Below are 12,395 nucleotides of genomic sequence, written 5' to 3'. Positions count from 1 at the left end.
CCACGGCAATGGATCCATGAGGGCCTCTTCAAAATGAGGTTTTTTAGTTTTTATTCCTTCTTTTGTCAATCCCCATTTCAGGTTTTTATATACCTCAGCCGTACGCAAAGGAACCCCTGGGTTCACAAGAACCAAGGACCAAGGAAAAATATTTCTGAATCTTTCCAGCCGTTCTCCGATGCCTTCCGCCCAGGCAGCACCCTCTGCCAGAAAAAAAGGGACATCCGCTCCAAGCCCCAGCCCAAGATCCAAAAGCATTTGCTGTGACAAAGGCTCCCCATGGGCCTGGTTCAAGCCTTTCAGAACCGCCGCCGCATCGCTGGAACCACCGCCCAGCCCTGCGGCCACGGGAATTTTTTTCCCTATCCGGATATCCAGGGCTGGCAGAATCCCCGCCGCACGAAAGAAGACTCTGGCTGCACGGAAGGCAAGGTTTTCTTCCGTTTCCGGAACCTGACCTCCCCCGCCTTCCACACGCACGCGGATCCCCTCCTCACCCGCCCCCAGCTCTATGGTGTCCTTAAGATCAATGGGACACATCAAAGACTGCAATTCGTGGTAGCCGTCGGCCCGTCTTCCCGTGATCCTCAAAAAAAGATTCACCTTGGCGGGGGCGTGCAGGATCTGGGGCCACATGGGCTTTTTCACAGTCCTATCTCTCCATGGCAATGACAAGCAGCTGCCCCCTTCTTTGAATAAGAAACTGCATACGCTCCCCTTTGCGGATCTTTTTCAGCACCCGCTCATAGGCTTTGGTGGAATCAATTTTATGGTGATTGATTTCCATCACCAGATCTCCCCGCCGTATACCGGCTTTCTGGGCAGCACTGCCTTCCGCCACGGCGACAACCACCATCCCGGCATCCCGGTTCACCCCCATACGATCCGCAGCCGCTGCATCCAGACCCTGCAGGGAAAGTCCGAGGGCATCCCCCGCAGGCCCTGGCTTTTCATCGGAAGGTTCGGGTGCGCGAACCTCATCGTCCGTCCTTCTGGCCACGGTCACGGTGAAATCCTTGGGTTTCCCTCCCCGAACCACTCGCACCTTCAGACTCTCTCCCACCTTGGCTTCCGCCACCCGCAGCGTAAGCTCACGGGTATCGGCCACCTCACGGCCGTTGATGTGCGTGATCACATCCCCGGCCCGGATGCCCGCAGCATGGGCGGGATCTCCCTCTATGGCGCGCATCACAAACACACCCTTAGGCTCATCCAGGCCCTGATAGTCCGCCATGGCCTTATCCACCGACTGGATCACCACACCCATCCAGCCACGGGTCACAGACCCGCTGGCTCTGAGCTGATCAATGATGCCCCGCGCCAGATTCACAGGGATTGCAAACCCGATCCCCTGTCCCGAAGAGACAATGGCCGTATTGATTCCCACAACCTCCCCATCAAGATTGATGAGTGGCCCCCCTGAATTACCGGGATTGATGGAGGCATCGGTCTGAATGAAATCCGCGTAAGGACCAGACCCGATCACCCGGCCCTTGGCTGAAACGATACCTGCTGTCACGGTCTGTTCCAGACCAAAGGGGCTGCCGATGGCCACCACCCACTCCCCCACCTTCAGGGCATCGGAATTGCCCATGCGGATATGGGGCAGGGGATTTTCCGCCACAATCCGGATCAGGGCCAGGTCCGTTTTCGTATCCCTGCCCACGATCTCTGCGTCATACTCTTCGCCGCTTTTCAGTTTCACCTGAATTTTATCCGCGCCCTCAATCACATGATTATTGGTAACAATGTATCCATCCTCTGAGATCAGAAAACCAGAGCCCAGACTCTGCTGCCGGAATTCCCTCTGCGAACCATCCCCATGGAAACGCCTGAAAAACTCCTCAAAGGGATCCTGATCCCCAAAGGGACTTTGGAAAAAATGTCTGAACACCCGATCCTGGGACCGTGCGTTTTTCTCCGTCCGGATATTCACCACAGCGCCGCCGCTTTTTTCCGCAAGGAGGGTAAAGCTATCAGGCCGCAGCAGAGCCTGGACCTGCTGGGGATACGCAAAACAGACCACCAGCAGCAACCCCACCAGCCATCCCGAAATCCACAACCGCCATATCCGTACGCCAAGCCACCTTTTATTCAGACACATCACCAAACCTCCTTTTTTCGGATGTATGGGCCTATCCGGCAGAGACAAAAAGCCCCCAGCCTGTCAAATCCGCCTCACCTACTCCCCCCGCACATAGCGCAGGCGCAGGTCCTGCAGCAGGTGTAAAAAAATGCGCTGCTCATCTTCCTTCAGGTTTCCCCGGGTTTTTTCCTCCAGCATTCCAAGGATATCAATGGTCTGCTTTGCCAGCGCCCGATTCGGTTGACGCCGCCCGGTTCCCGGATCCTCCACAACGCCCATGTGCACAAGGGCAGAGGCATTGAGGGAAAGAATAAAGGTCGTAAAATCAATTTTTGGAAACATATTTTCCCGAAAATCCTCTCCCTGATCTTTTGCCATGACCAATCTCCCTGTTTCATAAAATCCGAAACCCGCTTCCGCTTCTCCGGCAGTTTTGTAGCAAAAATCACAAGGCAACTCAACCAGGCTGAAAAGATCTTACCCATAGGGTCCCATAACCTGGCCCCAAAAAGGACAGAGAATCAAGGCAAATGCAATAAGGGGGCTCCAGACCCTTGGAGGAGGGAAAAAACAAAAAAACCCCGGAAAGACATGCGCCGTTCCGGGGTTTATCTTATGGGAGTACAATCAGAGAAGTCTGTGCGTGGCAAGCAGCTCCCTTGGATCCACAAGGTGCTTGCGGACCCACTTTTCACTGCGCGGAAGCCTGCAGGCCATGCCGATGAGCTCGGAAACATAAAATACCGGAAGGGGTTCTGAGTTTTTTCCCCGAAGCTCCATATTCACCTGACACAGGGGACAAAAGGAGATCATGCAGTTGGCCCCCACCCTGCGAGCGTGATTCCGGATACGATCCACCATGGAGTCCACATGATCCGGCTTGGTCACAGCCAGGTGCGCGCCACAGCACTGTTTGCCATAACCCCAGTCCAGGGTTTCCACCCCAAGGGACTCCACAAAACTGCGCAGCTCGTCTTCATAGGGAAGCACATCAAAGCCTGTGATCCATTCGGGCCGGGTGAGAAGGCAGCCGAAATACAACACTCCCTTAAGGCCTTTCAGCGGATTCACCACGGCCTGCTGAAAAATATTCAGTCGACTGGAGCTGCCCACCTCAAGGAAAAACCGCAGCCGGACAGACCCCTGATAACGTTTGCCAATGGCTTCTTCCAACAGATCATTTTTTTCAGGCTCCGCAATCAGGGTCTTTTCTGCGGTGCGCAGACGCACAAAACAGCTGGGACAGATCACATAAAGATCCCGGATCCCCTGGCGTTCGGCAAGGACCAGGTTGCGACCTGCAAGGAGAATGGCATAGTTCTGATTGACGCTGTGAGCAGGGGATGCACCGCAGCAGTTCCAGTCTTTGAGCTCTTCCAACCAGGAGCCCACCAGACGGGACATCTGGAAAAGAGATTCCCCCAGCTCACGGGCGCTCGACATCAGGGAACAACCAGGGTAGTAGTGAACCCTCGGATGTGGCGTGTGCACCTCTGCAAGGTCTTTGTCATTTTCTCCCATAGCACACCTCCCTGATTTTCCGGATATCCTGAAGCTTTCTCACCGTATGGGGCAAAAGCTCCAGCCTCCCAGTGAAAAGCATTTTCATTCCAGGTCCCATATCCCTGAAAAGACTTAAGGTCGCAAGCTTGTACCGGGCCATGAATTCCAGCTCGTACACACGCCCCCTCTTGTTCACCTGATTCAGAAACTCCCTGTGGAAGGCCCAGATATCGGGTTCCCCGATCTTTACTCCCTCTTCCAGGGCCAGCTCACGCAAGGTATCCATCATATAGGGAATATGCACCCGGTTCGGACATTGGGACACGCAGCTGTAACACCCCAGACACACCCATATGGCGCGGCTCTCCAGCACTTCTTTCCGAAGCCCAAGCTGCATCATTCGAACAATCTGGTTTGGAAGATAATCCATGATGTCGGATACGGGGCAGCCACCGGAGCAGGCCATGCAATGAAAACAGGCACCAAACCGTTGGCCGCTCCGCTCTTCCACCTCTTTGATGAATGAGCGGTCAAATTGCATCGTTTTCACCATTAGAGGGATCCCTAAAGCACGTTAAGGATCCGAAAACCGATGGTGCGGCCAGCCTTTTCACCCCTTCCGGGTGCCACAAAAGAACATCCGCCCCACCGTCTCGTTGCCCCCCCGCCCGAGGACAGAGGGAAATATAACACAGGCCCTGGCCTGGTCTCCCCTGACAGGATTCAGGGCGCCCACCCTAGAACAAAGGCCCTGGGCTGTCAATCAAAAATTGTATCAAACCCGTTCGATACATAATAGTATGCCAGGGCCTCCCTGGGTCCGATGAACATCAAGCCTGCTCATTTCCCCTGCATGTAACCTCTCCCACCCCTGTTTCCAGCGGAAAAGGCCCCTCCGTAACCCGCAATAAATTTTATGCATACCCCATTCTCAGGTCCAGCGCTGTTTCCCCCCTTCCCTTCACGCCCACAGCGCCTCAGACTATCCCCCCGCACCCTCCGCAACTCCCCACTCCCTCCCCCTTCTTTGGTGGAATGCAAAAAACATCAAAAGAGATCTTGACGGACCGCCCATCTTTTGAAAGTAGAAGATTCCGGGGTGGACATCGGACCATGTTGGTTCAACGTTTTTTCCTGTTGCGCTTCATCGGGAATCCCCCTATATTTTTTCCGCTGATCTTAGATGCACTGCAACATAAAATTCAAGGATAAAAAAACAAGCAAAAATAAAAGTTTAAACATCCTGAAACCTATAAAATTTATTTATTAACCCAAAAAAACACCCCCAGATCCTGGTCGTGATCCAAGACCTTCAGGCTCACCCCACAGGACTGGCGCGATGGGAGATGCATCCGCATCCCGGAAAAAGGGTATGCGTCCCAATAGGTTATTCATCAATCATGTTTTAATTTTCCCAAGGGCTCTTCCGGGCCCTGGGGGTCAGCACAGGCCAGGCGTGTCCATCCCACAGATACGGGGAAAGCAGGCCATACGCGGGTGCGGACCCAACAATGGAGGAGGCAGACGATGTCTTTGATGGAAAAATTCTGGAATACCGCCAAGGAAAGACAAAAAACCATTGTCCTTCCCGAAGGCGATGATGAGCGCACCATTGATGCCGCCCATGCAGTCATGGAAAATGGCCTGGTCAGAGAACTCGTGATTCTCGGAGATGAGGCTGCCCTGGAAAAGGCCTTCAAGGAAAAAGGCTACCCCCTGCGCAGCCGCTTCATCAATCCGGCAAAAAGCGAACTCAGGGCTCAGTTTGCAAACGAATTCTTTGAAATGCGCAAATCCAAGGGGATGACCCTCGAAAAAGCCGATGACATCATGAAAGACCCCCTCTTCTTCGGGGCCATGATGGTTCGTCTCGGCATTGCTGACGGTGCGGTGGCAGGTGCCAAGAACACCACAGGCGACGTTCTGCGCGCCGCCATCCAGGTCATCGGCACCAAGCCGGGCATGAAAACCGTTTCCAGCTGCTTTATCATGGTGACCCCGCATAAGAACTTCGGCGTGGATGGCACCCTCATTTTTGCAGACTGCGCGGTTAACATTGACCCGGATGCCACCAAGCTTGCGGAAATCGCCAGCGCTTCCGCCGATTCCTGCAAGGCTTTCCTGGAAACCGAACCCAAGGTCGCCCTCCTTTCCTTCTCCACCAAGGGCAGCGCCAAGCATGAATATGTGGACAAGGTTACCCAGGCCCTGGAAGTCCTCAAAACCAACCGCCCCGACCTCAAGGCCGATGGGGAGCTCCAGGCTGACGCCGCCCTGCTGGCTTCCGTGGGTGCCAAAAAAGCTCCGGGAAGCCCCATCCCAGGCCAGGCCAATGTGCTGGTTTTCCCGGACATCCAGGCAGGCAACATCGGATACAAGCTGGTGGAACGCCTCGGAGGCGCCGAAGCCATCGGACCCATCATCCAGGGCCTTGCCAAACCCGTCAATGACCTCTCCAGGGGTTGCAAATATATGGATATCGTGAACGTAACAGCCATCACTGCGGTACAGGCTGTTTAAACCACTTCAGACCCACAGAAAGCAGAAAGACCATGAAAATTCTTGCACTCAACTGCGGAAGCTCCTCCCTGAAATACCAGCTTTTTGACTGGTCCAACAAAGAAGTCGTAGCCAGTGGCGTTGTGGAGCGTATCGGTATTGGCGACTCCTTCATTGAACACAAGGTTCCCACCAAGGACTACAAAAAGAAAATCAAGTACGCCATTGAGAATCACGAAATTGCCATCCAGTGGATCATCAATGCCCTGACCACTGGCGAAGGCGCTGTAATCAAGGACATGGAAGAAATTTCCGCTGTGGGCCACCGCGTGGTTCATGGTGGCGAACACTTCAAACAGAGTGTCCTCATCACCGATGACGTGATCAACCACATTGCAGCGGTATCCCACCTTGCGCCCCTGCACAACCCTGCCAACCTCGTGGGTATCCGCGCCGGTCGTGCAGCCATGCCCAAGATTCCCCACGTGGCCATCTTTGACACCGCCTTCCATCAGAGCATGCCCGAGCATGCCTACCTCTACCCCCTGCCCTACGAGTGGTACAAGGACTTTGCCGTCCGCCGCTACGGGTTCCACGGCACCAGCCACCTTTATGTTTCCAAACGCGCCGCCGCCCTTCTCGGCAAAAACGCCAATGAATGCAATATCATCACCCTGCACATCGGCAACGGCGTATCCTGCGCAGCCATCAAAAAAGGGCTTTCCATTGACACCACCATGGGCTTCACCCCCCTGGCAGGTGCCATCATGGGCACACGCTGCGGCGACATTGACCCCGCCATTCCCATGTTCATGATGCAGCGCCTGGATGTGGGCCCCCGCTACATGGACAATCTTCTCAACAAAAAATCCGGTATCCTCGGCATTACCGGCAAATTCACAGACCGCAGGGATGTGGAAGAAGCCTCAAACGCCGGTGACGCCCGCTGCACCCTTGCCATTGAGATGGAAGCTTACAAGCTGCGTAAATCCGCTGGCGAATACGCCTTTGCCCTGGGTCAGGTGGACGCCATTGTCTTTACCGCAGGGGTTGGGGAAAACTCCGGCCTCATCCGCCAGAAAACCTTAGAGGGCCTTGAATTCTTCGGGATCAAGCTCGACAAGGAAAAGAACATGGGCACCTTCAGCAAGCACGGAGAAACGGAAATCTCCACACCCGACTCCAAGGTCAAGGTCTTCATGATTCCCACCAACGAAGAACTGGTATTTGTGGAAGACGTTGTGGCCATTATTCAGGATACCTACGAAGACCACACCAAGTATCCCTACTCCTTTCTCAAGTAATCTCTAAAAAAAACCGGCATTCCCTGAGATCATGGGAATGCCGGTTTTTTTATGTGATCGCCCCAAAAAAGATTCTGAAAAAAACGTCCTTCCGGCATCCAAGGCAAAAGTCTTGACCTTTTTCCGGAAAAACCATTCAGTCGGAGGACGAGGTCTGGAGTGCAATGATGCGATCATACAAGGTCTTGCGATCCATCCCCAGCTCCACGGAAAGACGTTTGGCAAGCGCAGGGGGCTTCACATCCCCCGCTGCCAGGCCCTTTTCGATCAGAGCCTCCACATCCCTGCCCCCTGGTGCCGCTTCCGTCTCCCTGCTTCCCGCCACCACCAGTGAGCACTCCCCCCGGACCCGATCGCGGTCTTGCAAAAGCGCCTCCAGATCCGACAGGGACCCCCGCAGAAACTCCTCATAGACTTTGGTCATCTCCCGCCCCAGTACTGCAGCCCGGTCTCCCAGAATGTCCTTCAGCTCCCCGAGAAAGCCCACAATACTGTGGGGAGATACGTAAAAAATCAAGGGGGCGGTGCAGGTGGAAAGCTCTGCGATCCATGTGCGGCGACGTCCTGTCTTTTTGGGAGGGAAACCACAGAAGAGAAATCGGTCTGTGGGAAGACCGGAAACACTCATCAGGGTCAGGGCTGCGGATGCGCCCGGAACCGGCACCAGGGGAATCCCTGCGGCAATGGCCTCCCGCACAAGAATAAAACCCGGATCCGAAAGGGTAGGTGTGCCCGCATCGGACACAAGGGCCAGGGTTTCCCCCTTTTTCAGGGCTTCCACAAGCCTTGCTGTCCGGCCCAGCTCATTGTGCTCATGCAGGGAGACCAGGGGCTTTTGGATATTGAAATGGGCAAGAAGCCGGGCTGTATTCCGGGTATCCTCGGCCGCCACACAGTCAACGGCGGCCAAAACCCCGAGGGCGCGGAAGGTCATATCCCCGAGGTTGCCGATGGGGGTGGACACCACATAAAGATGCCCCGCACGTACGGCATCAGATTTCGGGATCAAAGGCACTGCGCAGGTGGGAACAGTTTCCATGGGCATCCACAGCAATCACGTCAAAACGTATGTAGGGGTCGTCGTGGCGGTCGGCCGCGAGATAAGACAGGGCGGTCCGGATAATTTTTCTTTGCTTTCTCAGGTCAACGGACTCAAAGGCTGAGGCAAAAAGAGAGGATTTACGTACTCGGACTTCCACAAAAACCAGGGTTTCCCCTTCCTCAGCAATGAGGTCGATTTCCCCAAAACGGCTGCGGTAATTGGTTGCCAGAATCCGAAAGCCTGCCTTCTCCAGAAAATTTCTTGCGCAGGCCTCCCCTTCCCTCCCCTTTGCCAGGGAAGCCCGGCCAGTCATGGCAGAAACTCCCGTACTCCCCGGAAAGACCGGCGGTGGATAGGCAATACCCCCAGACGTGCGATGGCTTCCTTATGACTCGCCGTGGGATACCCCTTATGTTTTGCAAAACCATAGCCGGGATAGATCCTGTCCATTTTTTCCATAAGACGATCCCGGGTTACCTTGGCAAAAATAGAAGCCGCAGCAATGCTGGCACTTCGGCCGTCCCCTCCCACAATGGCTTCCTGGGACAAATCCAGGTCTAAGGTGAACTTTCCATCAATGAGCAGGACATCCGCAGGTTCTGAAAGCGCCCTGACCGCGAGAACCATGGATTCCAGGGAAGCCCGGAGAATGTTCACCTCGTCAATACGGTCTGCCTCCACAATCCCAATGCCCATGGCAAGACACTGGGAAGGCAGGCGCTCAAAGAGCTGGTTGCGCCGGGCCTCGCTCAGCTTCTTGGAATCGTTGAGTCCAGGAAGATCAAAATCCGGCTTTAAAATCACCGCCCCAGAAACAACGGGACCGGCCAGGGGTCCCCTGCCGGCCTCGTCCACACCTGCAATGCGTGCAAACCCCAGGTTCTGATACCGGGTTTCAAAGCTTTGCATCGTTATTTTGTCCCATGGAATGTCCGCACACACCAATCCGATCCACCATCCGCCCCCTGCCGGATTCCCTTTGGGCCCGGCAGGGGTGGCAGGATCAGTAGCTTCCCTTTTCCTTGATACGGGCAGCCTTACCGCGCAGGTTCCGCAGGTAGTAAATCTTGGCCCGCCGCACACGGCCCCGGGTCACCACTTCAATTTTGTCGATCACAGGCGCATGCAGGGGAAAAACACGCTCCACCCCCACCCCGCCGGAAATCTTGCGGACCGTGAAAGAGGCCTGGGGAGTGACACCGCGATTCCGGCTGATCACCACGCCTTTGAAAATCTGAATCCGCTGCTTATCCCCTTCCTTGATTTTCACATGCACGTTTACCGTATCTCCCGGTCCAAAGGACGGCAGGTCCAGACGCATGCTTTCCTGTTCAATTTTTTCAATGATGTTCATTTGCTTCCCCCAGATTTCGCGGGTGTTTCCCGCATCCGTTAAATGCCTGATCCCTTCAGTGGCTTTCCTGTGAGGCGATCCAGAAGGATCGCTGCTGCGGAACGCACCGAAAGGTGGTTGTATACCGTATTGCCCAGAACCGGTTCCAGCACCCGATCCACAGACGTCATCAGAGAATCCGCAAGTCCCCAGGCCGTACCGAATACCAGAAGGCAGGATTGCTGCCCTCCGGCAAGGATATCCCGGAGCGTTTCATGGGACATGGCTTCTGCATGGAGCCTTGCCGTTGTCGCCACAACCAGGGGCCGCTGCCCCCCCTCTTCCGCCACGCACTGCACCGCTTCCGCCATGTCATGGCAGAGGTGGATCAGGGACAGAGCTTCTTTCCGGTCCGGGTTGTGCGTGGCTCCCACACCGGAAGTCCAGTGACCGGCAATGCGTTGCACCAGCCGTTTCTGATCTTCCAGAGGCGTTATCACAAAAAGACGCCGCACACCATAGGTACGGCAGGATCGCGCCATGTCATGGAGATCCAGATTGGTCACCGCCGAAGCAATGGTTTCCCCGTTTTTGTTTACCACAGGAAAATGCACAAGGGCCATGTACAGTTCAGATTTTGGCAAGACGTGCAAGCTCCTGGCTCCATTTTCTGAGAATGGTGCGTTCTTCCGGTGTCAATTCCCGTCCTTCCAGAAGATCCGCCCTTTTCAAAAAAGTCCGTTTCAGGGAATATTCCTGTCGCCACGCCTCAATGGCGGCATGGTTGCCGGATAAAAGCACCTCCGGAACTGCCATACCTTCATACACCGGAGGCCGGGTGTAGTGGGCATGCTCAATGATGCCACCAGAAAAGGACTCTTTTTCCGCAGATGCTTCCCCCCCCAGAACACCAGGAATCAGGCGGGTCACCGCATCCATCACCACCATGGCGGCAAGCTCGCCTCCGGTGAGAACATAATCACCGATGGAAAGTTCCAGATCCGCCTCCAGGCAAACCCGTTCATCAATGCCCTCATACCGGCCGCATACGAGAATGAGCCCTTTTTCCCGGGATAAATCCTCCGCCAGGGACTGGCTGAAGGGAAGACCCTGGGGCGTCATGATGACAACGGGTGCGCCAAGGATCTCCTTTCGGGTTTGGGTGATAGCCCGCATGAGGGGTTCCGGCTTCATCACCATGCCGCATCCACCGCCGTAGGGCTTATCATCCGTCGCCTTGTGTACACCCTCGGCAAAATCCCTCAGATTCACCGCACGGCCCTGGATGTAGCCTCCGAGAATGGCCCTTCGGACCATGCCCGTCGCCCAGAAGGCATCAAACATTTCCGGGAAAATGGTAAGCGCCGCAAAATGCCGGGGGATTGCTGTCTTCACAGATCCAGAAGTCCTTCCGGAAGCTCCACGGTCATGTATCCTTCATCCGGAAAAACGGCTGAAACCACGGAAGCGTGGGCAGGCACCATGAACTCACGGCCGTTTCCGCTGACTTCAAAGATTTCATGCCCTCCGGCCTCCATGATCCTGCGGATGTAGCCAAGGTGACGCCCTTCAGGGGTTCGGAGTTCAAGGCCGATCAGGTCGCTCCAGTAATAATACCCTTCCTCAGGCTCGGGAAAGCGATTCCGATCCGCGTAAATGACCCCGCCGACCAGGGTTTCGGCTGCGGTGCAGTCTTCAATACCCTCCAGACGCAGCAAAAGTACAGGCCCTTTATGAACCTGCACATGCCTGACCCGGAATGCCTGATTCGGGTCCACACCTTTTTTTTCCCGTATCCAGAGGGGACCGCAATCCGTATATACCTCAAGGGACTCTGCGTCTGAATATACCTTGAGGTTCCCGGCAAGGCCATGGACGCCCACAATTTTTCCTATGCGTACGGCTTTCATTGCATCCCTATTCCGAAAAAAAATCCGGCGGGTCTCCCACAAAAAACCCAGCTCCCGGCTCAGGCTCACACCCGAAACCAGATCTGCCCCGAGCGGACAATACACCTTGGGCCACCGCATACATTCCGGACAGGACCTCTGGCACCCTACTCAATGATTTCAAGTACGGTGCGTTTTTTTACCTTGGCCGATGCCGCACTCAGGATGGTCCGCATGGCGCGCGCTGTGCGGCCCTGTTTTCCGATCACCTTCCCCAGATCTTCCTTGGCCACTTTCAGTTCCAGCACAGAGGTCTGATTTCCCTCCACTTCTGAAACCACCACCTGATCCGGATGATCCACCAAAGCTTTGGCGATATAGTCGATCAGCTCTTTCATCGCGCATCTCCTTGCAATACCAAAGTTGGGACAGGGGAAGGGCTGTTTTTTTAAGGAAACACACCCATCAGGCAGGCGACGTTCCTGTGATATCCTTTTTCTTCAGAAGGCTGCGCACCGTATCCGAAGGAATGGCACCCTCACCCAGCCAGTAACGAACCCGCTCATCCTTCATGGTGACTTCCACAGGATCCTTCAGGGGATTGTAAGTACCCACGATCTCGATAAAGCGACCATCACGGCGGGCTTCGGAATCCGCAACCACAATGCGGTAGAAAGGTTTTTTCTTGGTGCCCATCCGGGTCAGTCTCATTTTTACAGCCATCTTTTCCAGTCTCCTT

At 55.0% G+C, this 12,395-nt stretch carries 16 protein-coding genes; 2 read left to right on the top strand and 14 right to left on the bottom strand.

The window, feature by feature from the left end; all coding sequences use genetic code 11:
- From ispE to RBR60_RS07825, 5 genes are all read right to left on the bottom strand, one after another.
- Nucleotides 1-648, bottom strand: a 648-nt coding sequence (gene ispE / locus RBR60_RS07845; protein WP_320355448.1) for a 4-(cytidine 5'-diphospho)-2-C-methyl-D-erythritol kinase, incomplete at its 3' end; no start/stop codon positions are given.
- A 4-nt stretch (nucleotides 649-652) separates the two neighbouring features.
- The gene (locus RBR60_RS07840; protein WP_320355447.1) at nucleotides 653-2,104 is read right to left on the bottom strand and encodes a Do family serine endopeptidase; all 1,452 of its coding nucleotides are present in this window, start codon (nucleotides 2,102-2,104) and stop codon (nucleotides 653-655) included.
- Nucleotides 2,105-2,182: 78 nt separating this feature from the next.
- The gene (locus RBR60_RS07835; protein ID WP_320355446.1) at nucleotides 2,183-2,464 is read right to left on the bottom strand and encodes a DUF1844 domain-containing protein; all 282 of its coding nucleotides are present in this window, start codon (nucleotides 2,462-2,464) and stop codon (nucleotides 2,183-2,185) included.
- 249 nt (nucleotides 2,465-2,713) lie between these two features.
- Complete coding sequence (locus tag RBR60_RS07830) at nucleotides 2,714-3,607, bottom strand: heterodisulfide reductase-related iron-sulfur binding cluster (RefSeq protein ID WP_320355444.1); 894 nt, start codon at nucleotides 3,605-3,607, stop codon at nucleotides 2,714-2,716.
- Nucleotides 3,594-4,142 carry a 4Fe-4S dicluster domain-containing protein gene (locus tag RBR60_RS07825; protein WP_320355443.1) on the bottom strand — a complete coding sequence of 183 codons (549 nt, stop codon included), beginning with the start codon at nucleotides 4,140-4,142 and terminating at the stop codon, nucleotides 3,594-3,596. Before RBR60_RS07825 ends, RBR60_RS07830 begins: the two co-directional genes overlap by 14 nt.
- A gap of 974 nt (nucleotides 4,143-5,116) precedes the next feature.
- On the opposite strand from RBR60_RS07825, the gene pta reads away from it, so the two are divergent.
- Nucleotides 5,117-6,109, top strand: coding sequence for a phosphate acetyltransferase (pta, locus tag RBR60_RS07820; protein ID WP_320355441.1), 993 nt, complete (start codon nucleotides 5,117-5,119; stop codon nucleotides 6,107-6,109).
- Between the two features lie 32 nt (nucleotides 6,110-6,141).
- Nucleotides 6,142-7,392 carry an acetate kinase gene (locus RBR60_RS07815; protein WP_320355439.1) on the top strand — a complete coding sequence of 417 codons (1,251 nt, stop codon included), beginning with the start codon at nucleotides 6,142-6,144 and terminating at the stop codon, nucleotides 7,390-7,392.
- Nucleotides 7,393-7,528: 136 nt separating this feature from the next.
- On the opposite strand, the gene rsmI is transcribed toward RBR60_RS07815, so the two are convergent.
- The 9 genes from rsmI to rpsP all read right to left on the bottom strand — a co-directional run bounded on the left by rsmI (nucleotide 7,529) and on the right by rpsP (nucleotide 12,379).
- Nucleotides 7,529-8,431, bottom strand: coding sequence for a 16S rRNA (cytidine(1402)-2'-O)-methyltransferase (rsmI, locus tag RBR60_RS07810; RefSeq protein WP_320355437.1), 903 nt, complete (start codon nucleotides 8,429-8,431; stop codon nucleotides 7,529-7,531).
- A complete protein-coding gene (locus RBR60_RS07805) occupies nucleotides 8,385-8,747 on the bottom strand; it encodes a YraN family protein (protein ID WP_320355435.1) in 363 nt (120 codons plus the stop codon). The genes rsmI and RBR60_RS07805 overlap by 47 nt, the downstream gene beginning before the upstream one ends.
- Nucleotides 8,744-9,343, bottom strand: coding sequence for a ribonuclease HII (locus RBR60_RS07800; protein WP_320355433.1), 600 nt, complete (start codon nucleotides 9,341-9,343; stop codon nucleotides 8,744-8,746). The genes RBR60_RS07805 and RBR60_RS07800 overlap by 4 nt, the downstream gene beginning before the upstream one ends.
- Nucleotides 9,344-9,437: 94 nt before the next feature.
- Nucleotides 9,438-9,788, bottom strand: coding sequence for a 50S ribosomal protein L19 (gene rplS / locus RBR60_RS07795; RefSeq protein ID WP_320355431.1), 351 nt, complete (start codon nucleotides 9,786-9,788; stop codon nucleotides 9,438-9,440).
- Between the two features lie 38 nt (nucleotides 9,789-9,826).
- A complete protein-coding gene (locus RBR60_RS07790) occupies nucleotides 9,827-10,411 on the bottom strand; it encodes an RNA methyltransferase (RefSeq protein ID WP_320355429.1) in 585 nt (194 codons plus the stop codon).
- A complete protein-coding gene (gene trmD / locus RBR60_RS07785) occupies nucleotides 10,398-11,162 on the bottom strand; it encodes a tRNA (guanosine(37)-N1)-methyltransferase TrmD (protein WP_320355427.1) in 765 nt (254 codons plus the stop codon). Before trmD ends, RBR60_RS07790 begins: the two co-directional genes overlap by 14 nt.
- Complete coding sequence (gene rimM / locus RBR60_RS07780; protein WP_320355425.1) at nucleotides 11,159-11,677, bottom strand: ribosome maturation factor RimM; 519 nt, start codon at nucleotides 11,675-11,677, stop codon at nucleotides 11,159-11,161. The genes trmD and rimM overlap by 4 nt, the downstream gene beginning before the upstream one ends.
- A 146-nt stretch (nucleotides 11,678-11,823) precedes the next feature.
- The gene (locus RBR60_RS07775; protein ID WP_265425443.1) at nucleotides 11,824-12,054 is read right to left on the bottom strand and encodes a KH domain-containing protein; all 231 of its coding nucleotides are present in this window, start codon (nucleotides 12,052-12,054) and stop codon (nucleotides 11,824-11,826) included.
- Nucleotides 12,055-12,121: 67 nt separating this feature from the next.
- Nucleotides 12,122-12,379 carry a 30S ribosomal protein S16 gene (rpsP, locus tag RBR60_RS07770; protein ID WP_320355420.1) on the bottom strand — a complete coding sequence of 86 codons (258 nt, stop codon included), beginning with the start codon at nucleotides 12,377-12,379 and terminating at the stop codon, nucleotides 12,122-12,124.
- Nucleotides 12,380-12,395 lie beyond the last annotated feature (16 nt).

Origin of the sequence: Desulfobotulus sp. (assembly GCF_034006065.1) — a bacterium.
GTDB lineage: Bacteria > Desulfobacterota > Desulfobacteria > Desulfobacterales > ASO4-4 > Desulfobotulus.
The sequence above is the reverse complement of the archived record's forward strand: the minus strand, read 5'-3'. Positions and strand labels throughout refer to the sequence as shown.